Raw genomic sequence first — 26471 nt, forward strand, 5'->3', positions numbered from 1 at the left:
TTTGCAAAAAGTAATCCTATCTCGACCGCTTGTTATTTTTTACATTTATTCCCCCAACACTTATTATTTCCCCAACATTAGTAAAACTCGGAACGCTGTAATGAGACTATTTATTGCCGAAAAGCCTAGTTTAGGTCGTGCGATTGCACAGGTATTGCCAAAACCGCATACGAATAAAGATGGCTTTATAGAATGCGGTGAAGGCAATGTGGTTACTTGGTGTATCGGGCATTTGTTGGAGCAGGCCGAGCCTGATGTTTATGATGAACGTTTTAAGCGTTGGCAAACAGAACATCTTCCCATTATTCCACAGCAATGGAAATTAATTCCGAAAAAACAAACGCTTAAACAATTTAAAGTTGTGGAGAAATTGATTAAGCAGGCAGATAGTTTAATCCACGCTGGCGACCCCGATCGTGAAGGGCAACTACTGGTCGATGAAGTATTTGGTTATCTTAATCTTCCGATTGAAAAAAAATCACAAATTCAACGCTGTTTAATCAGCGATCTCAATCCAAGTGCGGTTAAAAAAGCAATAGAAAAATTGCAATTTAATCGCGATTTCATACCGCTTGCAACATCGGCATTAGCACGAGCGAGAGCCGATTGGCTCTATGGTATCAATATGACTAGAGCTTATACCATTCAAGGACAAAGAGCAGGTTACAAAGGCGTGCTTTCTGTCGGACGGGTACAAACTCCCGTATTAGGGCTAATTGTTAGACGTGATTTTGAAATCGAACATTTTGAGCCGAAAGATTATTATGAAGTCTTGGCACATATTGTTGTACCTGAAACCCAAGAGCGATTTACTGCACAATGGCAACCAAGCAAGGCGTGTGAAGATTATCAAGATGATGACGGACGAGTATTATCAAAAGCCTTAGCGGAAAATGTGGTAAAACGTATTACTGAACAGCCCGCTTTAGTGACGGAATATCAAGATAAAATAGAGAACGAAACTGCTCCTTTGCCTTATTCATTATCGGCATTACAAATTGATGCAGCTCGCCGTTTTGGACTTTCTGCACAAGCCGTATTAGATATTTGCCAAAAGCTATATGAAACTCATAAATTGATTACTTACCCACGTTCGGATAATCGTTATTTACCCGTAGAGCATTTTGTACAGCGGCATAAAGTAATGGCTGCGATTGCTCATCATTTGAATGAATATGCGGAAAAGCCTGCAGCGGTTGATCCCGAAATAAAAAATCGTTGTTGGAACGATAATAAGGTTGAAGCTCACCACGCGATTATCCCGACAATGCGTCAGGGAAAGGTGCATTTAACCGAAAATGAACGGAGAATTTATCATTTAATTGCTCGTCAATATTTATTGCAGTTTTGCCCTGATGCAGAATATCGTAAGGGGAAAATTTCTTTAAGTATTGCTGGTGGTGTTTTTGTGGCTCAAGCCCGTAATTTAATCGTTGCTGGTTGGAAATCATTATTAGGAAAAGAAGATAGTGAAGAAGTGCTAGAACCGCTTTTACCCGTAGTAAAGAAAGATCAGCAGCTCCATTGTGAACAAGGAGAAATTGTTGCCAAAAAGACCCAACCACCACGTTACTTTACTGATGCCACTTTACTTTCGGCAATGACGGGAATTGCTCGTTTTGTGCAAGATAAACAGCTGAAAAAAATTCTGCGTGAAACTGATGGATTAGGGACAGAAGCAACCCGAGCAAGCATTATTGAGCTTTTGTTCAAACGTGGTTTTTTAATTAAAAAAGGGCGTAATATTCACAGTACCGAAGCAGGCAGAACCTTAATCGCATCTTTACCCGATGTGGCAACTCTGCCTGATATGACAGCACAATGGGAAATGCAACTAACGGATATTAGTAAAAAACAGGTAAGCTATCAGCAATTTATGCAAGATTTAAGCCATACATTACCCGAATTGCTCTGGTCGCCAAACCCACAAATTTTGCAAAATTTAGCAAAAATCACACCGCTTACAACACCCAAGCGGAGTTATAACGCTACTCAAAAAGCATACAATGCTGAAAAATAAATCGAATAATGGGGTTTTATCAAAATTTCCTTGCAACAAACTCAGTAAATCTATATTATTCCGCCCATCGAAACTAATTCCGCATTGGCGGAATTTTATTTTGAACGGATTTAAGAGAAAACAATGTTAATTAATTTACTTACAATTGCTTATCTTGTTGTTGCTTTATTGATTGTTGGATTTATTTTAATTCAACAAGGTAAAGGTGCAGATGCTGGTGCTTCTTTTGGTGCTGGTGCGGCTGGGACAGTATTTGGTTCAGCAGGTTCTGCAAATTTTTTATCAAGAACAACCGCATTATTAGCAGTTATCTTCTTTAGTCTTAGTTTAGTAATTGGCAACTTAAACAGCGACACCAAAGCACCAACCAGTCAGTTTGGTGACTTAAGTCAAGTGGAACAGAAACAAGAAGTTCCAGCTAAGACAGAAAATAGTGATATTCCTCAGTAATAGATTTACGCTCTGGTGGTGGAATTGGTAGACACGCTATCTTGAGGGGGTAGTGTCCAGAGGATGTGCGAGTTCGAGTCTCGCCCAGAGCACCAAGTAATAAAGCCTAGTCAAATCGACTAGGCTTTTTTATTTTATTCAAATCCTTGTGATACAAGGCTTTGAAGTGTTTTTATGATCTTATAATCACTGTTTTTATATTCTGTATCTTGCTTTTTATTTGTTCTTTTCTGTCCAAAACCGTTCTCCATCAAGTAGTGTTTCCATTGGTGTTCTTCCACAGCACATTTTTCCTTTCTATGTTGCGTGAGCAATATAGAAAATAAATTTGAAATATAGTTGAGCTGAAAGCCATACAACTATTATTTCAAAATCGATCCACTATAATGTATAATTGCACGCTATCTTTGCAGAAATTGAGAGAATATGAATATCCGTTTAAATCTAATTTTATTACTGATTGTGGCGATTTTAATCGGCTGGTATTTCAGTCAGAGAGAGAGTGATAGTACAAATTTAGCACAATTGGTTAAGCGTGAAGGCACTCCTGAATATGTTGGGAATAAATTGGAAACTACCGTCTATGATGCAAATGGAAAGCCACAGTATTTTGCGGAAGCCCAAGAGATTAAACACTATGAAACCACAGAAAGAACAGAATTTTTTAAACCTTTACTCGATCTCTTTGATGTTGAAACAGCACTTAAACAGTGGAAAGTAACAGCAGATTATGCAGAAATCACCAAAGAGAGAATGCTAAATTTAAAAGGTAATGTAAGAATTGAGAGCTTAGATGCTACATCTCGTTTAACCTATATCGAAACAGATACTCTATCAGTTAATCTATCTACTTACGATATTTCTACCGAAAGTGTTGTAAAATCAAAAGGTATGGGATTTACAACAACAGGAACAGGTTTAGTTGGAAATTTAAAAAAACAAGTTGCAACGCTGACAAAAGATGTCAAAACGTATATTGAACCAACTGTTATTAAGAATACAGAAGAGTCATCTCCTTCTAAAAATCAATAAGGATACTGAATGAAATTTGTAAAAAAATCCCTATTTCTTACCGCTTGTTTAACGATGAGTATGTCTGCTTATGCGTTAAAAGGTGATACCGATCAGCCGATAAACATTGATTCGGGTAGTCAATCGCTTGATATGGATAATAATGTTGTTATTTTTACTGATAACGTACTGATTACGCAAGGCTCAATTAAAATTACAGCTAATAAAGTTAAAATCACTCGCCAAGAGGGTAAGAAAGAAACGATTGATGCCAGTGGCTCTCCAGTTACCTTTCAACAAACTTTAGATAATGGTAAACCAGTTAATGGTAAGGCGAGTAGTGTTAATTATGATTTAGGATCAGAATTCCTAACACTTATTGGCAATGCAGAGCTAAAACAGTTAGATAGTTTTATTAAAGCTGAACGCATTACTTATGATGTGAAAAAACAACAACTTAAAGCATCTAGTGGTGGTAAATCTCGTGTTAAAACAGTATTAATCCCAGCACAGTTGCAAGATAACAAGCAAGATTCTAAGAAGAAATAGGTAAAGTTATGCCAACGCTTTATGCAGAACATTTAGCCAAAAGCTATAAAAGTCGTCAGGTCGTCAAAGATGTTAGCTTGAATGTGAAAGCAGGTGAAATTGTCGGACTACTCGGACCAAATGGAGCAGGAAAAACAACTACATTCTATATGGTTGTTGGATTAGTCCGCCACGATCAAGGTAAAATTCGTATTGACGATTTAGATATTAGCGTGCTACCGATGCACGATAGAGCAAAACAAGGAATCGGTTACTTACCGCAAGAAGCCTCTATTTTCCGTCGTCTAAGTGTGTATGATAACTTAATGGCAGTCTTACAAATTCGTAAAGATTTGAATGAACAACAACGCAAAGATCGTGCTAATGAATTGATTGCAGAATTTCATATTGAACATATTCGTAATAGTCTAGGACAATCTTTGTCAGGTGGAGAACGCCGTCGTGTTGAAATTGCTCGAGCATTAGCCGCAAACCCTAAATTTATTTTACTTGATGAACCTTTTGCTGGTGTTGATCCTATCTCTGTTATTGATATAAAGAAAATTATTGTCAATTTAAAAGAGAGAGGATTAGGCGTATTGATTACTGATCATAATGTACGTGAGACATTAGATGTTTGTGAGAGAGCTTACATTGTGGGAAGCGGTCAAATGATTGCAAGTGGTACACCAGAAGATGTACTAAATAATCCTGATGTAAAACGTGTTTATTTAGGCGAGCAATTCAAACTATAAGATGAGAAATAAGCGGTAAGATTTGCAAAAAATATGCTAAATCTTACCGCTTTCATTTAATTATGACAAAACTGACTGAATTTTTAATGCCTGAGCATATCCAGCAAGGTGTGTTTATCTCCAGTAAAAAACGAGCGTTGGAGCTAGTTGGGAAAATTGTAGCGAGTTCATTAAATAATGATACTAATACTGAGCAAGTCTGCCCTGTGGAATGTTTTGCTAATCTATTTAAACGAGAAAAACTAGGTTCTACGGCTTTAAATAATGGGGTGGCTCTTCCACACGCTAAATTACCGTCAAATGATATTATCCAACTAGAAAAACCAATTGCTGTTTTTTTGCAGTTGGAAACCCCGATTGATTATGATGCAGCAGATAATAAGGAAGTGGATCTTATTTATGCCATTCTATTTCCCGAACAATATTGTGAACAATATAAATCAAGTTTACCGCAGATAGCCCAACAATTATCAGATAAAAACTTAATTAAGCATCTTCGAAATGCGACTTCAGTGGAGGATATCTGGCAAATCCTACACTATGCAGATCAACATAATGCTGAACAGCATTTAGAAGAACAAGAACTTACAGAAACTACGGAGGTATAATGGAATTAGTCATTATTAGTGGACGTTCTGGAGCAGGGAAATCAGTCGCACTACGAGCATTAGAAGATGTTGGTTATTATTGCGTGGATAACATTCCATTACCTCTAGTACCAGATCTTGCAGCTTTTTTTGCAAAATCAGACCGCTCAACAGTGGTAAGTCTTGATGTTCGTAATTTACCTGAAAATCCACAAATTTTAGATGATGTATTATCTCGCTTGCCAAAGGATATTGAGACTAAAATTATCTTTTTAGATTGTGGTCGAAAAACCTTAGTTCGCCGTTATAGCGATTCTCGCCGAGTACACCCCCTGTCTAATGATAATTTATCCCTTGAAAGTGCGATTGAATTAGAAAATACACTGTTAGAACCACTGGTCCACCAAGCAAATCATATTATAGATACTACTTATCTTTCTTCACACGAATTAGCAGAAAAGCTAAGAGAATTACTGCGAGGCAAAGCAGAAAAGGAAATGCAAATTGTGGTGGAATCCTTTGGTTTTAAATATGGTGTACCGCCTGATGCCGATTATGTTTTTGATGTGCGTTTTTTACCTAACCCCCACTGGAATCCAGAACTTCGCCCTATGACAGGGTTAGAGCAGCCAGTGATTGATTTTTTAGAACGGCAAACTGAAGTTCACAATTTTATCTACCATACTCGCAACTATTTAGAAATGTGGCTACCTGCATTGGAGCAAAATAACCGTAGCTATCTGACAATTGCCATCGGCTGTACAGGTGGCAAACACCGCTCTGTATTTATTGCGGAACAACTTGCAAAATATTTTGCAGGCCGAGATAAGAAAGTACAGGTTCGTCATCGTAGTTTAGAGAAACATCATAAGAAGGCGTAAGATGAAAAGTGCAGATATTGTAATTGTTGGTGGCGGTATGGTTGGGCTAGCTTTAGCAAGTTTACTTGCAGAGAGTAACTGTACCATTAAAATTATTGAGAAATCAGTACCGATTTTAGCTAACAATAAAATTTCTAACCGAGTGAGTGCGATCAATTTTGCAAGCCAACAAATGTTGATGCAGACAGGAGCGTGGCAAAAAATCCCTACGGAGCGGTTATCTCCTTATTCACAAATGTTTGTTTGGGAAAAAGATAGCTTTGCACATATTCATTTTGATAATCAAGATCCTATTATTAAACAGCTTGGTCTGGAGCAATTAGGCTTTATCATTGAAAATCAGCAAATCCAATCAGCGTTATGGCAAGTTGTTAGCCAGCAGAAAAATGTTGAAATAATTTTATCTAGTCCAAAAACGTTTGGCGTAAGCGAACAAGGTGCATTTTTAACCTTAGAAAATGGTGAAATGCTGGCTACAAAATTAGTGGTTGGGGCAGATGGGGCAAATTCTTGGGTTCGTAAACAGGCAAATATTCCGTTGGTAAGCCAAGATTATCAACATACTGCTTTAGTCTGTAATGTAAAAACCGCTGAATCACATCAGCAAACAGCACGTCAAATTTTTTCACCAGAGAGTATTTTGGCATTTCTTCCTCTTAATGACCCGCATCATTGTTCTATCGTGTGGTCATTGCCACCAGAGCAAGCCCAAACACTTTCAGAAGTTGATGAAACGGAATTTAATAAAGCCTTAACAATTGCATTTGATAATCGACTGGGATTATGTGAATTGCAAACGGAGCGACATATCTACCCGCTTACAGCTCGCTATGCACGCAATTTCGCACAACCTCGTATTGTATTAGTGGGCGATGCTGCTCACACAATTCACCCATTGGCAGGACTTGGTGTAAATTTAGGATTTGCCGATGTTATTACGTTATCAGCTGAATTAAAACGACATATTGAACTAGGTAATGATATTGGAGAATACCGACATTTACGCCAATTTGAACGACTTCGTAAAGTAGAAGCAGTGAAGGTCTTGACTGCAATGAAAGGGCTAAAAGAGCTTTTTGCAGGAAATCACCCTGTTAAAAAGTTATTGCGAGGGGTTGGCGTTGCTTTAAGTAATAAAAATAGCCATATAAAGAAACTGTTTATCCAACAGACTTTAGGGTTTTGATTGTTTTTTGTTCATTTGAAAGGTGGAAACTTATTTTAATGAACCAAAAAATATTTTACCTGTCTATTTGCGAGTACAATGCAATGCCATTTTTTGATGGCATTTTTTATTACCCTAATTTTGAGGACCACTTTAATGAATAAATTTACTAAAATCAGTGCTACAGCATTATTTGCTATTTTCTTAACAGCTTGCGATAAACCAGCAGAGAAAAAAGCGGAAGCTCCTGCAGCTCAACCAGAAACGACTCAAGCTACTAAAGTTGAAGAGAAGAAAGAAGATCAAACACCAGCAGCTGAAGCTCCAAAAGCAGAGCAAACATCAGTAGCTGAAGCCCCAAAAGCAGAGCAAACCTCAGAAGTTGATGCTCAAGGTGTTGAAGATTATAAAAAATTAGTAGTCTGGAATGCAGAGCAAGAGAAAGAAATGGCAACTCTTCAAGCAGAGCTTCAACAAAAAATTGCAACACAAGATAAAGCACAAATTGAAAGTGCTTTCACGCAATTTACTGCAAAAGTGAGTGATGTTCTTAAGAGTTTAGATGCAGTAGAAATTAAAAACGCAGAAATACTACAATTGAAAGATAAATTAAAAGAAAGTTTATCTTTATCTCACGAATTACTTTCAGCAGCAATCAATGTAATGGTGAGCGAGCAACCAAGTGAAGAAGTTCAAAATGAAATGAAGGCAAAAACAGACAAACTTATGCAAGTTAGTACTGAATTGCAAGCTATCCAAGCTGAATTACAACAAAAATTTGCAAAATAATTAAAAATTATTTTAAAAAGGTTAGTTGAAAAACTAACCTTTTTTAATTGACTCAAATTTCCCAAATAAATTCACTATCTAAAGTTACTAAAGGTAAAGTTGATCCTTGCCAAGAGCGGAGTAGCTGATATCGCATTAAATTTAGCGTATCTAAACCAGGTAAGGTATTCGGCGTATATTGGTGAGCTAAACGAGCAAGCTGTGTTAGCCCTAAGCTAGATTCAATACTTGAACTAATAACCGCAATAATACCTTGCTGATGAGCCTGCTGAATTAAGTTAATACATTTTTGAATTGAACCGGTCAAAGTTGGCTTAATAATAATAGCGGTAAGATTTGGCTCTTTTTTTACTAAGAAATTAGGTTCTCGCACACTTTCGTCCCAAGCAATTGCTAACTGATTTTCGAGTGCAAATTGACGAGAAAGCTCAGGTGTTCGGCAAGGTTCTTCAATAAACTGAATGCGATGTTTTCTATCAGTTGCAATTTTACTGGCAAATTGTACCGCTTTCTCTAAAGTCCACGAGCGATTAGCATCTAAACGGAGCTTTAAATCGGGGATCGCTTCCAAAAACATATCCGCAATCAATCCATCTCTATTGGCTTCATACAGACCAACTTTAATTTTGGCAATCTTTTCGCCTTGTAGTTGGTTCAATTTGGCATAAAGCTCATCAGGATCGCCATAACATAGCGGAGCGGTTTGATAATTTCCTTTTTCACCTAATGTTTGCTCAATTTCAGCTAACGCACAACTGAGTCCGAAAGCAACGGAAGGGCTATATTGATCTAAATGATCGACTTCCCCATTTTGCCAAAGAGCTAGCCAGTGGCGAAGTTGTTGCTCTGCATCTGCAAGATTTTCGCTACTAAATTCAGGTAAGGGGGCTATTTCTCCCCAGCCAGAACGTCCATTATCCAATAGATGTACAATAAAACCCTCACGCTGTTTTAAACGGCGTTGGCGTAAAATAATGCCCGTTTCTACGGGTAATTGATATTGGTAAAGTTTAGCTGAACGCATTGTAAGTACTCAAGATAAAATAATATCGACACTATGGCTCGTTTTTCGATATCAAAAGTTTATTATTTCTCGACCGCTATCACAGAATTAACCATTCAACAAATTCTCTAGTTGTTCTTGCAACTCGAGCCATTCCATTTCAACTTCTTCAAGCTGTTTTTTGGTGGCGACTTGTTGAGCAAGTGTTTCAGTGAGTTTGGCTTTATTCTCTGCTTCGTAAATTTCAGGGGAAGCCAATGTGTTTTCCAGAGTTTGCAAGCAAGCGGTGAGTTTTTCCAAATTTTTTTCTAACAGGGTAAGCTGTTTACGCAATGGGGCAGCTTGTTGGCGAAGTTCTGCTTCTAAACGCTTCTGTTCTTTGCGGTTAGCGGCACTGTTTTCATTTTCGTTTGGTGTATCACAAGCGGTAGGATTGCTCGTATTTTTTGCAAAATCCTGTTTTTTCTGCTGTTCAAGTAAGCTATTTTGCTCATTTAACCATTTTTGATAGTCGTCTAAATCACCTTTAAATTCTTCCACTTTATGATCGTGTACCAAATAAAATTCATTTACGGTGCTGCGGAGCAAATGGCGGTCGTGTGAAACGATAACTAACGAGCCTTCATATTGTGTTAAAGCCTCTGTTAAGGCTTGACGCATATCTAAATCTAAGTGGTTGGTTGGCTCATCTAATAACAATAGATTTGGGCGTTGCCACACGATAAGAGCTAATACTAGACGAGCTTTTTCTCCACCTGAAAAACTGTTTACTGCTTGTTTGACTTTATCACCGTGGAAATCAAAACCACCTAAATAATTACGCAACTCTTGTTCTGTTTTTTCGGGGGCAAGGCGAGCTAAATGCCACAACGCACTTTCATCAGCTCTTAACGTATCAAGTTGGTGCTGTGCAAAATAGCCAAGTTGTACCCCTTTAGCCAGTTGAGTATGACCTGATTGTGCAGTAATTTCGCCTGCTAACAATTTTATTAACGTAGATTTACCTGCCCCGTTGCGTCCTAGTAAACCAATTCTTGAACCGGGAACAAGGTTTAGTTTAACAGACTGTAAAACCGTATTCTCGCCATAACCAGCACTCACTTTTTCCATTGAAAGTAAAGGATTTGGTAAACTTAATGGTTCTTTAAATTCAAAGGAAAATGGGCTATCAACATAAGCAGGAGCAATAAGTTCCATTTTTTCTAAGGCTTTCATTCGGCTTTGAGCTTGTTTGGCTTTACTCGCTTTCGCTTTAAAACGGTCAATAAATTTTTGTAAATGTGCCATTTTTTGCTGTTGCTGTTGGAAAGCAGATTGCTGTTGAGATAGTTTAGTTGCTCGTTGAATTTCAAAAGAAGAGTAATTCCCCGTATAGTCATTCAGTTTCTGCTGTTCAATATGTAGCACTCGATTGATGATCGGATCAAGAAAATCTCTATCGTGAGAAATCAATAATAGTGTGCCACGATATTGGCTTAACCAACGTTCTAGCCAAATTACCGCATCTAAATCTAAATGGTTGGTTGGCTCGTCTAATAACAGTAAATCAGAACGACAGATCAGTGCTTGAGCTAGATTTAAACGCATTCGCCAACCGCCTGAAAACGATTTAACGGGTAAGTTGAGCTGTTCAGTACTAAAACCTAAACCATTGAGTAAGGTGGCGGCACGAGATTGAATTGTCCAAGCATCAATCGTATCTAACTGAGCGTGTAAGGTTGCGATTAAATTACCATTATTACTTTGATTTGCTTGTGCTAACTGTGCCATTAGGTCGGTATATTCTCGGTCGCCTTGAATCACATAATCAATGGCAGGGGTATCTAATGCTGGGGTTTCTTGATTTACCCACGCAATAGACCAATGATGCGGATATTTCGCCTCGCCTCCTTCGGGAGATAACTCATTTTTGAGTAAGGCAAAGAGTGATGACTTGCCACAGCCATTTTTGCCAACAAGTCCCACTTTTTGCCCTGTATGGATTGTTGCATTGGCTTGTTCGAGTAGGACAGTTTGCCCACGTTTTAATGTTAAATTTGTAAAAAATATCATTGAAATTTATATAAGTTACTTGTATTAAGGAAAATTTAATGCACAATAAAGCCTATGTATTTATTTGATTAAGGAAAGTAAATGTTTGATTCATTAATTGTGCAATTTGTTGTACTTTGGGCGGTAATTGACCCTATTGGCTCAATTCCCGTTTATTTAGCGAAAACTATCGGGTTATCTCCAGAAGATCGCCGTAAAATTGCTCGGAATGCAATTTTAATTTCATTTGGGATTTTACTCTTTTTCTTAGTAATGGGACAGTGGTTACTTGAAGCAATGCAAATTCCATTATCCGCATTCCAGATTGCAGGTGGATTAGTTCTATTACTCTTTGCATTATCAATGATTTTTGGTGAAAGTAAACCTGATCAAGAAATCAAAATTCGCAGTAATTTAAGTGAATTAGCTGTATATCCGTTGGCTGTTCCTTCTATTGCATCACCAGGTGCGATGATGGCGGTGGTATTATTAACAGATAACCATCGTTACAGTATTTCTGACCAATTTGTTACAGCAGGTATTATGCTTTCGGTCTTAGTGATTACTTATTTACTCTTTTTAGTAGCAAACCGTATTCAACATTTAATTGGTAATGCGGGGGCGGCAATTATCAGCCGAGTAATGGGCTTAATTTTATCTGCGGTGGCGATTAACAATATATTGTTAGGCTTGCGTGATTTTATCTCTCAAGTTTCAACTACACCGTTATCTTAATCTATTGATTTAAAAGGGCGTGTTGGATACGTCCTTTTTCACTTTTAAAGAGAAAACAATGTCATTACTTCCACTTCCAAAAGCACTTGAACAAATGCTACAACAGTTGCCTACACCTAACAAATTTGAACTAATTTCGCTAGATCAGGCAACGAACCGAATTTTAGCTGAAGATATTTTCTCGCCGATTAACGTCCCTCATTTTGATAATTCTGCAATGGACGGTTATGCGGTAAATTTGCAAAACTTTTCCATTAACCAACCGCTTGTAGTGATTGGAAAAGCCTTTGCTGGTAATCCCTTTACTTGTGAAATAGGCGAAGGACAGTGTGTTCGTATTATGACAGGGGCAGCCATTCCAAAAGGAACTGATGCTGTTGTAATGCAAGAAGAGACAAGCCTTAATAATGATGGCTCAGCCTGTTTAGCTCGCCAGCCTAAGCCATTTGAAAATATTCGCCAACAAGGTGAAGATATTCAGCAAGGGCAGTTAGTCTTAGCCAAAGGGAGCAAATTAGATGTTACGACCTTACCCTTATTAGCGTCATTAGGCATAGCACAAATTCGTGTTTATCCACGCATTAAAGTTGCTATTCTCTCAACAGGTGATGAATTAGTCAGCGTAGGTAATCCATTACACACAGGACAAATTTATGACACTAATCGATTTGCGGTACGTTTAATGTTAGAAAAATTAAATTGTGAGATTATGGATTATGGCATTTTACCTGATGATCCAACCCAATTTGAAAACGCATTTATTAAGGCACAACAAAATGCAGATGTATTGATTACCAGTGGCGGCGTTTCTGTTGGGGAAGCAGACTTTACTAAAGATGTGTTAGAAAAACGTGGGCAAATCGGCTTTTGGAAAATCGCAATGAAACCGGGCAAACCTTTTGCTTTCGGGCAATTAAATTCAGTAGATACGGATAACAAAACGTGGTTCTTTGGTTTACCGGGTAATCCTGTTTCCGCATTAGTTACGTTTTATCAGCTTGTTCAACCAGCATTGATGAAACTAGCGGGTTGTTCGGCTGAAAAAATTGCAAATTTCTCACCTAATCTCACCGCTTATACGGCTACACCACTCAAAAAAGCTGTTGGACGACAAGATTTTCAACGGGGTTTTTACAGCGTTAATTCACAAGGCGAGTTAGAAGTTAAACCAATTGGCACTCAGGGATCACATATTTTCAGTGCCTTTAATGAAAGTAACTGCTTTATTGTATTAGAACGAGAGCGTGGTAATGTTACACAAGGTGAAAAAGTAACCATTCAACCATTTAACTTTTTATTAAAATAAGGGGCAACAATGCAATTATTAACCGTAGGCGAACAAGCACCACTATTTACCTTATTAGATCAAAATGCTGAACCTGTTTCTCTTGCACAATTTCAAGGAAAAAAAGTATTAGTCTATTTTTATCCGAAAGCTCTCACACCAGGTTGTACTACTCAAGCCTGTGGTTTAAGAGATAGCAAAAGTGAGCTAGATGAATTGAATGTTTTAGTACTAGGTATCAGCCCAGATTTACCCAAAAAATTACAACAGTTTGTCGAAAAGAAAGCGTTAAATTTTACCCTGTTATCTGACCCTGATCATCAAATTGCTGAATCCTTTGGGGTATGGGGCGAGAAAAAATTTATGGGAAAAACCTATGACGGTATTCATCGTATTAGCTTTTTACTTGATGAAAGCGGTAAGATCATCGCAGTTTTTGACAAATTTAAAACCAGTGAACACCACCAACTTATTGTCGATTTTGTAAAAGGATTAGAAAATGGCAAATAAAGCAATTTTTCTAGATCGAGATGGCACAATCAATATCGATCACGGCTATGTTCATCAAATTGATGATTTTCAATTTATTGATGGCGTGATTGATGCTTTGCTTGCCTTAAAGAAAAAAGGGTATTTATTGGTACTCGTTACTAATCAATCGGGGATTGCTCGAGGCTATTTCAGTGAAGATCAGTTTTTACAGCTAACGGAATGGTTTGATTGGTCGCTTGCTGATCGTGGTGTGGATTTTGACGGTATCTATTATTGCCCACATCACCCCGAAGGAAAGGGCGAATATCGAGAAGATTGTGATTGCCGTAAACCTAAGGCGGGAATGTTTACCCAAGCTATTCAAGATCTGAATATCGACCCAGCACAATCTATAATGGTAGGCGATAAATTAGAAGATCTATTAGCCGCAGAAAATGCTGGCGTAAAAACAAAAATTTTAGTGAGAACAGGTAAAGCGGTTACTGCCGAAGCTGAAGCTAAAGCAGACAAGGTGTTAGATAGCTTGGCGGATTTACCTAAAATCATATAAATTAAAATAGTATTAGAGGGATATTTTTTATTTACATATTGGTAAAGTATATATATCATAAATTGGAGAATTTTATTTTTAAATAAAAGGAAATGGTATGTATACATCAAGTTTTTCCAATCTTTTATTAAATGTAGATAGTTATAAAGCGTCACATTGGTTGCAATACCCCCCTAATACTGAATATCTCTCTTACTATATTGAAGCTCGTGGTGGCAAATTTGATGTTGTTACATTTGGACTCCAAGCCTTTATTAAAGAATATCTATTAAAACCAATTACTCAACAAGATATTGATGATGCTGAACAAGTATTAGTTGCACACGGTTTACCTTTTAATCGCCAAGGCTGGCAACGTTTATTAGATAAACATAACGGTTTTTTACCCCTTAAAATTGAAGCGGTTGCCGAAGGAACGGTGTTACCTGTTGGCAATGTAGTTTGCCAAATCACAAATACCGATCCTGAATTTTTCTGGCTTGCAGGCTATCTTGAAACAGCGTTGTTACGAGCCATTTGGTATCCTTCAACAGTGGCGAGCATCTCTTATTTTTGCAAACAAAAAATTAAACAAGCACTACTCAAATCGGCTGACGATATGTCTGGATTAGCTTTTCAGTTACACGATTTTGGTGCGCGTGGTGCATCAAGCCTTGAAACTGTTGCATTAGGTGGTTTAGCTCATCTCGTCAATTTTAAAGGTACGGATAGTGTGTCAGCATTAGTTGCAGCAAAACGCTGGTATAACGTAAATGAAATGCCTGCGTTTTCTATTCCTGCGGCAGAACATAGTACGATTACAGCTTGGGGGAAAGATAACGAAAAGTCTGCTTATGAGAATATGATCGACCAATTTGCAGGCGAGAATAAACTCTATGCAGTTGTTTCGGATAGCTATGATCTATGGAATGCCTTATCGCATATTTGGGGAGAACAGCTTAAAGAAAAAGTGATTGAAAAAGGTGGACGATTAGTTATTCGTCCTGATAGTGGTGATCCAATAGAGGTGGTTTGTCGTACACTTGACATTTTGGCAGATAAGTTTGGTTATCGAGTGAATAGTAAAGGGTATAAAGTATTACCTGATTTTATCCGCATTATTCAAGGTGATGGAATCAATACAAACTCCATTGAAGCTATTCTTAATGCAATTATACAAGCTGGGTTTAGTGTTGAAAATGTTAATTTTGGAATGGGTGGAGGCTTATTGCAGCAGATTAACCGAGATACAATGAGCTGGGCAATGAAAGCCAGTGCAATTTGTATTAATGGTGAATGGACTGCAATTTACAAAGACCCTATTACGAGCCAAGCTAAACGTTCTAAGAAAGGTATCCTTGCTTTAACGAAATTGGAAAATGAGTGGCAAACTGTACGAATAGAAGAACTTAATGAAAAGGAAAATCAACTTAGAACGGTATTCTTAAACGGGAAATTGTTAATTGATGAAAGTTTAGAGCAAATTCGCTGTAGAACGGAAATAGTCTAATTGAAATCAGGAACGTTAGTAAGGAAATACAATGAAAAAAGTTATCTTAAGCGTCAGCTTGTTGTTTTGTACTACATCTGTTTCTTTTGCAGAAACGCTAGAAGAGATGCTAGAAAAGGTAAATCAAGCTCGGAGCCAAGCAAGACATTGTGGAAAAAAACACTTTTCAGCGGCAAAACCTTTGCAACTAAATATTGCACTTCAAAAGGCAGCAGAAAAACACGCTGTAGATATGGCTCAGAAAAAGTATTTTGCTCATAATAGTTTAGATGGTAGAACGCCTTTTGATCGAATAAAGAAAGAAGGATATGAGTATTCTACTGCAGGAGAAAATATTGCAATGGGGAATAAAACATCGACAGACGCACTCCAATCTTGGTTGAACAGTCCTGGACACTGTTCTAATATTATGAATCCCAAATTTACTCAAATGGGAATGGCTCGTTCAGGGATTTACTGGGTACAAACGTTCGGAACTCCTTGGTAAGATATTTTCTGTAATTTAACATTGGTGTTTTGTTGAAAGATAAATAAGATAATATGCGGGAGATCAACTCCGATCTTCATAACTAACAACAAGCGGTAAGATTTACAGGAAGATTTGCAAAAAATCCCCAAAATCTTACCGCTTGTTTGTTTAAAAATTGCGTAAATCAAGGTATGATGCACGACCTTGTTGGCGTAAATGTCAATTTCCGATGTCATAGGCATCATTACCTTGAAAAGATTATGCAATTAGAACGATTACAGAAAAAATTAGGTTACCAATTTGCTAACCTTGATTACCTAAAACAAGCCTTAACTCATCGTAGTGCGGCATCTCACAATAATGAACGTCTTGAATTTTTAGGCGACTCAATTTTAAACTTTGCCATTGGCAAAGCTCTCTATGAAAAATTCCCAAAAGCAAATGAAGGTGAATTAAGCCGAATGCGTGCTGCTTTGGTAAAAGAACATACTCTTGCTATTGTGGCTCGTCAGTTTGAGCTTGGTGAATACTTAAAACTAGGTGCTGGAGAGTTAAAAAGTGGCGGACATCGCCGAGAATCCATTCTTTCTGATTGCGTGGAAGCAATTATCGCTGCGGTCTATTTAGATGCAGGCATTGATAAAGCCATTGAACGTGTGTACTGCTGGTTTCAAACCTTATTAACCGAGATGACACCAGGCGAAGCACCGAAAGATCCGAAAACACGTTTACAAGAATTTTTGCAAGGCAGAAAGATGAAACTGCCTGAATATGAAGTAATTGATATTAAAGGTGAAGCCCATAATCAATCTTTTAAAGTGAGTTGTAAAGTTGAAAAACTTGATGAAATTTTTATCGGTATTGGTACGAGTCGCAGAAAAGCAGAGCAACAAGCCGCCGAGCAAGTTATTCAAAAACTAAATATCAAATAACAATGTAGTTACACAGAGAAAAAAATGACAGAACAAAAAACATATTGTGGCTTTATTGCCATTGTAGGTCGCCCAAATGTGGGTAAATCAACCCTACTAAATAAAATTTTAGGGCAGAAAATTTCGATTACTTCACGCAAAGCTCAAACCACTCGCCACCGTATTCTTGGGATTAAAACCGAAGGGGCGTATCAAGAAATCTATGTAGATACACCAGGGCTACATATTGAAGAAAAACGTGCGATTAACCGCTTAATGAACCGAGCAGCAAGTAGTGCGATCAGTGATGTAGATATGGTTATTTTTGTGGTAGAAGGCACAAAATGGACAGATGATGATGAGATGGTTCTCAATAAATTGCGTGGTACGAAAGCCCCAGTAGTGCTAGCGATCAATAAAATTGACAACATCAAAGAGAAAGAAGAACTGTTACCACACATTATTCAACTTAGCGAAAAATTCCCGTTTAAAGAGATTATCCCAATTTCAGGGCAACGTGGTAAAAATGTGCATATTTTAGAGAAATTTGTGCGTGAATCGCTCAAAGAAGGTGTTCATCATTACCCAGAAGAGTATGTTACAGACCGTTCGCAACGCTTTATGGCATCTGAAATTATTCGTGAAAAACTGATGCGTTTTATGGGTGAAGAGCTGCCTTATTCAGTAACGGTGGAAATTGAACAATTTAAGATGAACGAGCGTGGTACTTACGAAATCAATGGCTTGATTTTAGTTGAGCGTGAAGGTCAGAAAAAAATGGTGATAGGCAATAAAGGGCAGAAAATCAAAGTGATCGGTACAGAAGCAAGGGCGGATATGGAACGCTTATTTGATAATAAAGTTCACCTAGAGTTGTGGGTAAAAGTCAAAGCAGGCTGGGCTGATGATGAACGTGCTTTGCGTAGCTTGGGGTATATGGACGAATAATCATATTCAATGAGCCTTTTTGAACGTGGCTTTGTGCTACACCGCAGAGAGTATAGTGAAACTAGTTTGCTCGTGGATTTTTTTACCGAAAATCACGGGAGAATTACTCTTTTAGCGAAAGGAGCGAGACGCAGCCGTTCCCCGTTGAAAGCGGTATTACAGCCTTTTACACCATTGTTGTTATCTTGGAGCGGAAAAGGCGATTTAAAGACGCTGACCAAAGCTGAGCCAGCGTCTTTGACCTTACCGATGAATACTTATTCCTTATATAGCGGTTTTTATGTAAATGAAATTTTGGTGAGAATTTTAGAAAATCATACCGCTTATCCAGAACTGTTTCAGTCCTATTTACAATGTATCACACAGTTAGCCTCTCGCCCAGATAGCTTAGAAGCGATTTTACGAACCTTTGAATTTAGAATGTTACAAGCGGTAGGTTATGGTGTGAATTTTACGCATTGTGCAGCAACGGGTGAGCCAGTTGATCCTAAGATGACCTATCAATTTTATCAAAATGAAGGGTTTATTGCATCTTTATTACAAAACAATAACACATTCTTAGGGGCTGATTTACTTGCTTTTGACCGTTTAGATTTTGGCGAAAAAAGCACACAACAGGCAGCTAAGCGTTTTACACGCATTGCTTTGAAACCTTATTTAGGCTCAGCTCCTTTGAAAAGCCGAGAACTGTTCCAATCTATTTTGCCAAATAGACTAAAAAGTGGTTAGAGCATTTATCTACTTTCTTTAGCTAAGCCTTTCTTAATCATTTCTTCAAAGAATGTGTAATCGACTAAGAACGCATCGTGTCCAAAATTAGAGTGGAACTCGTAGAAATCAACGGGAACACCTGCATTTTCAAGGCGTTGTTTACTTTTATGTAAATCCACTTGCTTGAATAGCTGATCGCTAGTTACTCCGACAAGAGTGTAATTTGCTTTAATACGAGATAGTGCGTCTTTCTCACTCTCAAAGCCTAGAGCTGGATCATAGAGATCTAAGGCTCTTAATAGACGTAAATAGCTATTGGCATCAAAGCGGTCAAGAAATTTAACACCTTGATAGCTCAAGTAAGATTCGACTTGGAAGTAATCTCCCCACACTTCGCTATGCTGTTTTGTTTCACGTCCAAAGGCTTTTGCTAATTGAATATCAGTACGATAGGTTAGCATTCCCAACATTCGAGCAATTTTTAACCCATTATCAGGCGGTGTTCCTTGATAATAATCGCCACCATTAAAATTAGGATCGTTAATAATTGCTTGTCGCATAACGTGATTAAAACCGATCGCTTCAGCACTCAAGGTAAGAGATGAACAGAGATTAACAATATTATCAACAAAATCAGGATAATAAATTGCCCATTGTGTTGCTTGCATTCCTCCAAAAGAACCGCCGACAACGGCTTTTAAATGGGGAATCTCCAAATAGTCAATTAAGGCTTTTTGTACTCTAACAATATCTTGTACCGTAATAACAGGGAATTGGCTGCCATAAGGTTGATTGGTTATTGGATTAATTGATGCAGGACCAGTTGTGCCTTTACAACCTCCTAATACATTTGAACAAATAAAAAAGTATTTGTCGGTATCGAAAGCTAATCCAGATCCGATAAAATCTTGCCACCAGCCTTTATCTGCAGGTGAAGCATAATAAGGTTCGGCATCACCTGTTAAAGCGTGGCAGAGTAGTACTGCATTGCTTTTCTCTTCATTTAATGTGCCATAGGTTTGATAGGCTACGTCAATGGGTGAGAGTATTCCACCTAATACAAGTTGAAGTGGATTATGCTCAAAAAGTGTAACCGACTGTGCCATATTTTCCCTATATATCCTAAATTATTTGCAAAATTCTGTATAAATCTTACCGCTTAATTCGCGTGTAGAATGAGTGAGTAAATTAACGAGAGCAATAAGATTTGTCAAGAATTTTTAGCCGTCTAAACGTCTAGATTTTTAAATGGCTAAATCAAACGAAGAATTACCTTGCAATTTTTAATAGCTCGGCTATGCTACGGCACGATTTTTTTATTTATATCAATGAGATTTTATGCAGACTCATCAACCTGTTAAAGGGGCTATTGCTATTATTACCGCAGGCGTATTATTCGCTTGTGTGAATACCTTAATCCCAAAACTCACCTCAGTTTCCCCAATTGATGCAAGCGTGATTGCACTGGTGCAGTATTTGGTAGCATTTTTGTTTTTAATGCCGAGTATGGCGACAATGGGCTTTTTTCAATCTCTGAAAACTAAACATTTTGGACAGCATTGTTTCCGCGTGTTTCTCTCAGCGATTGGGATCCAATGTTGGACAATGGCATTAGCCCACCCTATTCCTATTTGGCAAGGAATTGCATTATTGATGACATCACCCCTGTTTGTTACCATTGGCTCAGGCTTATTGTTGAAAGAAAAAGTCGATCGCAAACGTTGGATTGCTACTTTTTTAGGCTTTATTGGAGCAATGATTATTTTAGAACCTTGGTCAGAAAATTTTGATTGGATTGTTCTATTACCTGTTGCCGCCGCATTTTTTTGGGCGTGTTATTCCCTAATGGTCAAAAAACTCTCTAGCGAAGATTCACCCACTACAATGGTCGCATACCTGTTTATCTTAATTACGCCGTTTAACATCTTAATCGCCCTAACTAATTTAAGCCCAACTGGGTTTAGCTTGCCATCATTTAGTGATTTTGGTTTTCTCATTTTACTTGGCTTTTTCACTGCATTAGCTCAACTTGCAGTAGCAAAGGCATATAATTTAGCAGATGCTTCTTATATTCAGCCATTTGACTTTATTAAATTACCATTGAATGTATTAGCGGGGTGGTTAGTCTTTAATTGGGTGCCACCAGGTAAATTATGGTTAGGGGCAGCCATTATTATTGTTGCAACAATGTATATTACTCACGCAGAAACTAAACAATTTAAACAGAATGAATAATTCCATTTTAGCGGAAACCGAACATAACAAGCCACAAGCCACTTTAAAACAAAAAGTGGCTCGTGCTTTTTTACGTTGTTATAAATGGCTAGTAGGCTTATTTTTTTCATTTATATTGATGATATTGTTGATTGATATTGGTACAAGCTATTGGGTAAAAGATCAAATCTATACTGATATCGATAAACTACCACAGCGTGAATATGCGGTAGTCTTAGGTACAGCAAAATATTATCCATCAGGATCACCTAATTTATATTATAAATATCGACTTGATGCCGCAATGCAAGTTTATCGAGCAAATAAATCCAGCTATTTTTTAATGAGCGGAGATAATAAGACAGCTTATTATAATGAACCGAAAACAATGACGAATGACTTACGCCGAATGGGAATGCAAAATCAATATATTCTTCAAGATTATGCAGGTTATAGCACTTTCGATTCAATTATTCGTGCAGATAAAGTATTTAAACTTCCTAGTTTTACGATTATTTCACAACGTTTTCATTGTGAACGGGCATTATTTATCGCTAAATTTCATCACATTGATGCAATCTGTTTTGTTGCTAAATACCCAGAACAACATTATAAAGTGAGAATTAGAGAACTATTTGCCCGCACCGCAATGTTATTTAATTTACTGATTGGAGCAGAAGCAACAACATTAGATAAGATGCAAAGTTTAGACGTAGGGAAAATGTAATACTTAAAGATGATAAAGGCATATATAGAATATATGCCCATATTGAGTGATTACCTAAGTCTATCTCCCCCCTTTGGTGAGAGCAAAGCGTAATAAACTATCTAATCCCCAGCCAATTAGCCCAATAATCACAACGGCTGCCATCAATTCTGAATAAGCAAGCCGATCTCTTGTATCAAGTATGAAATAGCCTAATCCTTCATTTACCCCGAGCATTTCACAAGGCACTAATACGACCCACGCAATCCCCATTGAAACTCGCAACCCCGTTAAAATATGGCTACCAATCGCAGGTATAACAATTTTACACAGAGTTTCGGTCTTAGATGCTGCCATTGATCGACTAAGTAGTAGCCATTGTGGGTCAATACTTTTTACTCCAGAGGTGGTTGAAATAATCAATGACCACACTGAAGCAAAAGCTAGTAAAAAGTAAACAGGTAAATCGCCAACACCAAGTAACATTACCACAATTGGCATCCACGAAAGTGGGGAGATCATTCGTAATAACTGAAAAGATGGTGTACACCACATTTCTAATTTTTTAGAAAACCCTAAAGCAAGTCCAAGAGGAACACCAACAAGTAATGCAGTGCCTAAGCCCACAGCAATTCGCCGTAAACTTGCCGTAATGTGTGGAATAATTTCGCCTGATGAAAATAACCACCAAAAGCTTTCAAATGTTGCTTGGGGAGCAAGATTAGTCGCAATCGGCACACTTTTTGCTAGTAGCAATGCTCCCCCTTGCCAAATTGCAAATAATGAGAGCAAACCACCCGCTCCCAATAGGTATTTTTGTTTCATAATTATCCTTATCAAACCTATTAAATCGCAATTTCTTCTACACGAGTCCAACCGTTTTGTAAGTTAAAGGTTTCTAACCATCCCCCTTGTTCTACCGCTTTTTTCACAAATTGTGGAGCATTAAGATCTCTAGCAACTTGGCTTGGATCAAGTTTAGCTAAGAACGCATTATTGCCTGAAATATGTGTTTCTTTCAGTACTTCTACCAATTTTTCCATATAAGAATCAAAAGGATAAGGTTGGAATCCAATACGCTCTTGGTGCCATTCAGGGTGTTGAATTGCGCCAGTTTTGATATAGTTTGCCCATTGTTGTTCCGTTGGTGCAAGAACTGCTTCTAATACCTTCTGATCGTGCGGAGTATAACCATTACCACGAGAGAGAATTTTAGCGGTTTCTAAACGATCATTTAAGGTAAAGACTTGAGCTTCTGTTAAAGCATTCACCACTTTTTGTACCCATTCAGGACGTTCATTCACATCTTGTTCGTGCATAAGTGTTAAGCAACAAGCGTGATTACGCCAAACATCGCCACTAAAACGCAACACTTTACCAACATTCTTCGCTTCAGCCAGTGCATTGAATGGTTCTGCCACAATAAAGCCTGCAATATTGCCACTGGCAAGAGCGGCAACCATATCAGAAGGTGGCATTACCGTTAATTTAACTTCGTTCGCTTGGGGTTCTTTTTCGGTAACAGAAAGATTATTAGCCCTTAATAATTGCTGTAACACAATGTTATGAATGGAATACCAAAATGGAATTGCCACCGTTTTTCCACCTAATTCCGCAACACTGTTAATATCTGGACGAACAGTTAATGCCGAGCCAGCTAAGTGATTCCACATCACGACTTTAACAGGAGCATTTGAACCATATTTTGCCCATAAACTCATTGGAGAAAGGAGGTGAACAACATTCACATTCCCACTTAAAAAGGCTTCTACTAACTGAGCCCAACTACGAAACATAACAGGTTTTTCAACCGCAATACCTTGCTTTTCAAATAGACCTTTAGCGTGAGCAACTAATAATGGCGTTGCATCGGTAATCGGTAAATAGCCAATGCGTAATGGGGCATTACTATCAATTGCTCGTTTATTTTCTTGAGCTTGTAATAATGGGGCACTGCCCGCTACGGTAAATAAACTTAATAATTTTAAAAAATCTCTACGGTTGGTGTACATTTAAAACTCCTACTAAATAAGGTATTCAAGGCTATTATGTTGTTTATGCTGTTGTTGGCTTGCTTGTAAAGTTTGCAAAATATCAAGACGAATATCGTTTAATAACAATAAGTTATCTCGTGGAAACTCACTAACAATTTGCCATCTCCCAATAATATGGGCAGGTTCTTGGCTGTTTTTTCCTAATAATAGAATGTTATCTGCCACAATTAGGGCTTCATCAATATCGTGAGTAATCATTACTGAAGTCGTATTATGATGACGCACAATCTCGTGTAACATTTGTTGCATTTGCTCACGAATTACGGGATCAAGTGCAGAAAAAGGCTCATCTAATAAAATCAACTTAGGTTTACGAGCAATGGCTCTAGCTAAATTGACACGTTGTGCCATTCCCCCAGAAAGCTCGTGTGGCATTGCATTGCTAGCTTCTTTTAAACCGACTTCTTCAATGGCTTGTTCAACACGTTGCTGAATTTCACGTTTAGAAAGTTTTTCACGACAAGCAAAATCTAATCCAAAGGCAACATTTTGTTTTACATTTAGCCAAGGGAGTAAAGACGGTGCTTGAAACACAAAACCAATTTCCGCATTAGGTTGCTCAATTTGTTGATCAAATAGGGTAATAGAGCCTTGCTTTGCTTTATCTAAACCAGCAAGCACCCGTAGTAGTGAGGATTTTCCTACACCACTAGAACCCAGTAAGCAAGTTAGTTCTCCTTGAGCAACTTCAAAAGAAACATTTTCCAAAATGGTATTAAATTGGTTTTGTTTCACATAGCCCAAAGCAATATCAGTGACTTTTAACACAGTTTGTTTATCTCAATGAATATCAAATAATGGTTACATTAAGGAATAACAGATAAATAGGGAAAGAATCTCAAATTCTGTTATATGCTAATTTGGAATAAAAAATGTTATATCAATCTGGAATATAAAAATAATTTTGGTTATTTGTGGCGTTTAAGAAAAACATTACTATTTCAAATAGTTAAAAGTTATAAAACATTGGGAGTTAAGATGTCATTATTATCTGCTGATTTTGTGCAATGGTTAGATGCACATGCAAATGAATTAGACCAATCAAATCAATATGCCGATGAGTTATTTTCTCGTATCGCACAACAAGGAATTTTTAAAATTGGTGTGCCAGAAGAGTTTGGTGGTGTGGGTGGATCGGTACAACAAGCGGTTGAATCTATTCAAGAAATTGCAAACCACTCATTAACCGCAGCGTTTATTACTTGGGGGCATAGAACCCTTATCCAAAATTTAATCACAAGCCGTAATAGCATACCAAGAGAAACCTACTTAGCCGATCTACTTGAAGGGAAATTATCGGGTGGTACAGGGTTATCCAATGCCGTAAAATTCCTAACAGGAATTGAAGAATTACAGGTCAAGATTGTTGAAAAAGACGGAAAATTTTACTTACAGGGGCGTTTACCTTGGGTAACCAATTTAAGCCAAAAAGGTTTTGTTACCATTTTTGCTGCTGAATATGCTGATGGCTCTAAGCCCCCTGTTGTATTAGCTCTCCCCTACAATGCAGAAGGGGTAACTCGCACTGCAGAACTACAATTAGTTGCTTTACAAGGTAGTAATACTGTTGGTGTTGTGTTAGATAATGTTCCACTTAATCTAGATTGGATTTTAGACCATAATGCTTCGCAATATTTAGCGCAGGTTCGCCCAGCATTTTTAGGTTTACAATGTGGAATGGCATTTGGCTTAGCTGAAAAAGCCTTAGCAGAAGTAGAAAAATCCTTATCGGGTAATCGTTCTGTATTAGAACCAGAATGGCAAGTTCAGCGAGATAAGCTCACAGCATTACAAACACAGCTAGCAGAAGGGTTAAATCAAGTACATTATTTTATTGAAAATCCGAAAGCATTATTTCAAATTCGTATTGATATTGTCGATGTTGTTGCACAAAGTTTACTGTTAGAATTACAGGCATCAGGCGGAAGAGGATATTTACGCAATGGTGGTAGCGACTTTATTCGCCGTTGGCGAGAAGGGGCGTTCCTACCAGTCGTAACCCCTAGTGCTTTACAGCTTAAAACGATTTTACAAGCGGTAAGTTAATCATCATTTTTTACATTTTATATAGAGGTCAGAATGTCTAAATTTCAAATTCATACTATCGAAACAGCACCAGAAGCAGCAAAAGAGGCGTTAAAAGCGGTGCAACAAAATAACGGATATATTCCAAATTTAATTGGCGTACTTGCAAATGCACCGACAGCGTTAGAAACATACCGTACCGTTGGGGCAATCAATCAACGCAATAGCTTAACCCCAACAGAGCGAGAAGTGGTACAAATTACAGCCGCAGTAACGAACGGTTGTGGTTTCTGTGTGGCAGGGCATACCGCAATTTCTATTAAGCAGATCAAAATGCCTGATGAATTATTACAAGCACTACGCAATACTACTGAGATTAGCGATCCAAAACTAAACACGCTAGCAAAATTTACCCTTGCAGTAATCAACACTAAGGGTAAAGTGGGTGAAACGTTACTCAATGAGTTTTTAGCGGCGGGTTACACGCAACAAAATGCGTTAGATGTTGTACTTGGTGTAAGTTTAGCGAGCTTATGCAACTATGCAAATAATCTTGCAGATACGCCAATCAATCCAGAATTACAACCGTATGCTTAATTAACCTATTAGTTTTCTGGTAATAAAAAGGCTTCTGTTGTAGAAGCCTTTAATCTTTGGAATAT

General features: G+C 37.8%; 29 protein-coding genes and 1 tRNA gene. 23 read left to right on the top strand and 7 right to left on the bottom strand.

Features of this window, described 5'->3' with window-relative positions; all coding sequences use genetic code 11:
• Positions 1–100: 100 nt before the first annotated feature.
• The 3 genes from ACWIW0_RS08800 to ACWIW0_RS08810 all read left to right on the top strand — a co-directional run bounded on the left by ACWIW0_RS08800 (position 101) and on the right by ACWIW0_RS08810 (position 2565).
• On the top strand, positions 101–2020 hold the full coding sequence (locus tag ACWIW0_RS08800; protein ID WP_454453013.1) for a DNA topoisomerase III: 1920 nt from the start codon (positions 101–103) through the stop codon (positions 2018–2020).
• Positions 2021–2143: 123 nt separating this feature from the next.
• On the top strand, positions 2144–2470 hold the full coding sequence (gene secG, locus ACWIW0_RS08805) for a preprotein translocase subunit SecG (protein ID WP_157395399.1): 327 nt from the start codon (positions 2144–2146) through the stop codon (positions 2468–2470).
• Between the two features lie 9 nt (positions 2471–2479).
• Positions 2480–2565, top strand: a tRNA-Leu gene (locus ACWIW0_RS08810).
• 39 nt (positions 2566–2604) lie between these two features.
• Here the strand turns inward: ACWIW0_RS08810 and ACWIW0_RS08815 are convergent.
• Entirely contained in the window at positions 2605–2751 is a 147-nt protein-coding gene (locus ACWIW0_RS08815; protein ID WP_454453014.1) for a hypothetical protein, read from the bottom strand.
• A 145-nt stretch (positions 2752–2896) separates the two neighbouring features.
• On the opposite strand from ACWIW0_RS08815, the gene lptC reads away from it, so the two are divergent.
• From lptC to ACWIW0_RS08850, 7 genes are all read left to right on the top strand, one after another.
• Positions 2897–3502, top strand: coding sequence for an LPS export ABC transporter periplasmic protein LptC (gene lptC, locus ACWIW0_RS08820; protein ID WP_454453015.1), 606 nt, complete (start codon positions 2897–2899; stop codon positions 3500–3502).
• Between the two features lie 9 nt (positions 3503–3511).
• Positions 3512–4030, top strand: coding sequence for a lipopolysaccharide transport periplasmic protein LptA (gene lptA / locus ACWIW0_RS08825; RefSeq protein ID WP_454453016.1), 519 nt, complete (start codon positions 3512–3514; stop codon positions 4028–4030).
• Positions 4031–4038: 8 nt separating this feature from the next.
• On the top strand, positions 4039–4764 hold the full coding sequence (lptB, locus tag ACWIW0_RS08830; RefSeq protein WP_454453017.1) for an LPS export ABC transporter ATP-binding protein: 726 nt from the start codon (positions 4039–4041) through the stop codon (positions 4762–4764).
• A gap of 62 nt (positions 4765–4826) precedes the next feature.
• On the top strand, positions 4827–5372 hold the full coding sequence (locus tag ACWIW0_RS08835) for a PTS sugar transporter subunit IIA (protein WP_454453018.1): 546 nt from the start codon (positions 4827–4829) through the stop codon (positions 5370–5372).
• Complete coding sequence (gene rapZ, locus ACWIW0_RS08840; protein WP_454453019.1) at positions 5372–6232, top strand: RNase adapter RapZ; 861 nt, start codon at positions 5372–5374, stop codon at positions 6230–6232. Before ACWIW0_RS08835 ends, rapZ begins: the two co-directional genes overlap by 1 nt.
• Before the next feature lies 1 nt (position 6233).
• Positions 6234–7418 carry an FAD-dependent monooxygenase gene (locus ACWIW0_RS08845; RefSeq protein ID WP_454453020.1) on the top strand — a complete coding sequence of 395 codons (1185 nt, stop codon included), beginning with the start codon at positions 6234–6236 and terminating at the stop codon, positions 7416–7418.
• Between the two features lie 135 nt (positions 7419–7553).
• A complete protein-coding gene (locus ACWIW0_RS08850) occupies positions 7554–8186 on the top strand; it encodes a lipoprotein HlpB (protein ID WP_454453021.1) in 633 nt (210 codons plus the stop codon).
• A 52-nt stretch (positions 8187–8238) separates the two neighbouring features.
• Here ACWIW0_RS08850 and menC read toward each other — a convergent pair whose 3' ends face one another.
• Together menC and ACWIW0_RS08860 are read right to left on the bottom strand one after the other, a co-directional pair.
• Positions 8239–9210: an o-succinylbenzoate synthase gene (menC, locus tag ACWIW0_RS08855; RefSeq protein ID WP_454453022.1), complete on the bottom strand. Its 972-nt coding sequence runs from the start codon at positions 9208–9210 to the stop codon at positions 8239–8241.
• 87 nt (positions 9211–9297) lie between these two features.
• On the bottom strand, positions 9298–11241 hold the full coding sequence (locus tag ACWIW0_RS08860; RefSeq protein WP_454453023.1) for an ABC transporter ATP-binding protein: 1944 nt from the start codon (positions 11239–11241) through the stop codon (positions 9298–9300).
• Between the two features lie 81 nt (positions 11242–11322).
• Here ACWIW0_RS08860 and ACWIW0_RS08865 point away from each other — a divergent pair, with 81 nt between their 5' ends.
• From ACWIW0_RS08865 to recO, 9 genes are all read left to right on the top strand, one after another.
• Positions 11323–11955, top strand: coding sequence for a MarC family protein (locus ACWIW0_RS08865; protein WP_454453024.1), 633 nt, complete (start codon positions 11323–11325; stop codon positions 11953–11955).
• Between the two features lie 58 nt (positions 11956–12013).
• Positions 12014–13261 (top strand): molybdopterin molybdotransferase MoeA, encoded by a 1248-nt coding sequence (moeA, locus tag ACWIW0_RS08870; protein WP_454453025.1) that lies wholly within the window; start codon positions 12014–12016, stop codon positions 13259–13261.
• A 9-nt stretch (positions 13262–13270) separates the two neighbouring features.
• Positions 13271–13750: a thioredoxin-dependent thiol peroxidase gene (gene bcp, locus ACWIW0_RS08875; RefSeq protein ID WP_454453026.1), complete on the top strand. Its 480-nt coding sequence runs from the start codon at positions 13271–13273 to the stop codon at positions 13748–13750.
• Positions 13740–14282 (top strand): D-glycero-beta-D-manno-heptose 1,7-bisphosphate 7-phosphatase, encoded by a 543-nt coding sequence (gmhB, locus tag ACWIW0_RS08880; RefSeq protein ID WP_454453027.1) that lies wholly within the window; start codon positions 13740–13742, stop codon positions 14280–14282. The genes bcp and gmhB overlap by 11 nt, the downstream gene beginning before the upstream one ends.
• 97 nt (positions 14283–14379) lie before the next feature.
• Complete coding sequence (locus ACWIW0_RS08885; RefSeq protein ID WP_454453028.1) at positions 14380–15771, top strand: nicotinate phosphoribosyltransferase; 1392 nt, start codon at positions 14380–14382, stop codon at positions 15769–15771.
• Positions 15772–15802: 31 nt separating this feature from the next.
• Positions 15803–16258: a CAP domain-containing protein gene (locus ACWIW0_RS08890; protein WP_454453029.1), complete on the top strand. Its 456-nt coding sequence runs from the start codon at positions 15803–15805 to the stop codon at positions 16256–16258.
• 242 nt (positions 16259–16500) lie between these two features.
• Entirely contained in the window at positions 16501–17172 is a 672-nt protein-coding gene (gene rnc / locus ACWIW0_RS08895; RefSeq protein ID WP_454446628.1) for a ribonuclease III, read from the top strand.
• 24 nt (positions 17173–17196) lie between these two features.
• Positions 17197–18099, top strand: a complete 903-nt coding sequence (gene era, locus ACWIW0_RS08900; RefSeq protein WP_157393880.1) for a GTPase Era — start codon at positions 17197–17199, stop codon at positions 18097–18099.
• 9 nt (positions 18100–18108) lie between these two features.
• Positions 18109–18828, top strand: coding sequence for a DNA repair protein RecO (gene recO, locus ACWIW0_RS08905; protein ID WP_454446620.1), 720 nt, complete (start codon positions 18109–18111; stop codon positions 18826–18828).
• A 5-nt stretch (positions 18829–18833) separates the two neighbouring features.
• Here recO and metX read toward each other — a convergent pair whose 3' ends face one another.
• The gene (gene metX, locus ACWIW0_RS08910; RefSeq protein WP_454453030.1) at positions 18834–19916 is read right to left on the bottom strand and encodes a homoserine O-acetyltransferase MetX; all 1083 of its coding nucleotides are present in this window, start codon (positions 19914–19916) and stop codon (positions 18834–18836) included.
• A gap of 232 nt (positions 19917–20148) precedes the next feature.
• Here metX and ACWIW0_RS08915 point away from each other — a divergent pair, with 232 nt between their 5' ends.
• Both ACWIW0_RS08915 and ACWIW0_RS08920 read left to right on the top strand, forming a co-directional pair.
• The gene (locus ACWIW0_RS08915) at positions 20149–21045 is read left to right on the top strand and encodes a DMT family transporter (RefSeq protein ID WP_454453031.1); all 897 of its coding nucleotides are present in this window, start codon (positions 20149–20151) and stop codon (positions 21043–21045) included.
• Positions 21038–21751: a SanA/YdcF family protein gene (locus tag ACWIW0_RS08920; protein WP_454453032.1), complete on the top strand. Its 714-nt coding sequence runs from the start codon at positions 21038–21040 to the stop codon at positions 21749–21751. Before ACWIW0_RS08915 ends, ACWIW0_RS08920 begins: the two co-directional genes overlap by 8 nt.
• A 60-nt stretch (positions 21752–21811) precedes the next feature.
• On the opposite strand, the gene ACWIW0_RS08925 is transcribed toward ACWIW0_RS08920, so the two are convergent.
• The 3 genes from ACWIW0_RS08925 to ACWIW0_RS08935 are packed head-to-tail and all read right to left on the bottom strand — an operon-like array spanning position 21812 to position 24552.
• The gene (locus tag ACWIW0_RS08925; RefSeq protein ID WP_454453033.1) at positions 21812–22555 is read right to left on the bottom strand and encodes an ABC transporter permease; all 744 of its coding nucleotides are present in this window, start codon (positions 22553–22555) and stop codon (positions 21812–21814) included.
• A gap of 20 nt (positions 22556–22575) precedes the next feature.
• Positions 22576–23742, bottom strand: coding sequence for an ABC transporter substrate-binding protein (locus ACWIW0_RS08930; protein ID WP_157394685.1), 1167 nt, complete (start codon positions 23740–23742; stop codon positions 22576–22578).
• 12 nt (positions 23743–23754) lie between these two features.
• Positions 23755–24552, bottom strand: coding sequence for an ABC transporter ATP-binding protein (locus ACWIW0_RS08935; protein ID WP_454453034.1), 798 nt, complete (start codon positions 24550–24552; stop codon positions 23755–23757).
• A 210-nt stretch (positions 24553–24762) separates the two neighbouring features.
• Here ACWIW0_RS08935 and ACWIW0_RS08940 point away from each other — a divergent pair, with 210 nt between their 5' ends.
• The gene (locus tag ACWIW0_RS08940) at positions 24763–25830 is read left to right on the top strand and encodes an acyl-CoA dehydrogenase family protein (protein ID WP_454453035.1); all 1068 of its coding nucleotides are present in this window, start codon (positions 24763–24765) and stop codon (positions 25828–25830) included.
• Positions 25831–25863: 33 nt separating this feature from the next.
• Positions 25864–26406 (top strand): carboxymuconolactone decarboxylase family protein, encoded by a 543-nt coding sequence (locus tag ACWIW0_RS08945; protein ID WP_157394682.1) that lies wholly within the window; start codon positions 25864–25866, stop codon positions 26404–26406.
• Positions 26407–26471 lie beyond the last annotated feature (65 nt).

Source organism: Ursidibacter sp. B-7004-1, assembly GCF_053654055.1.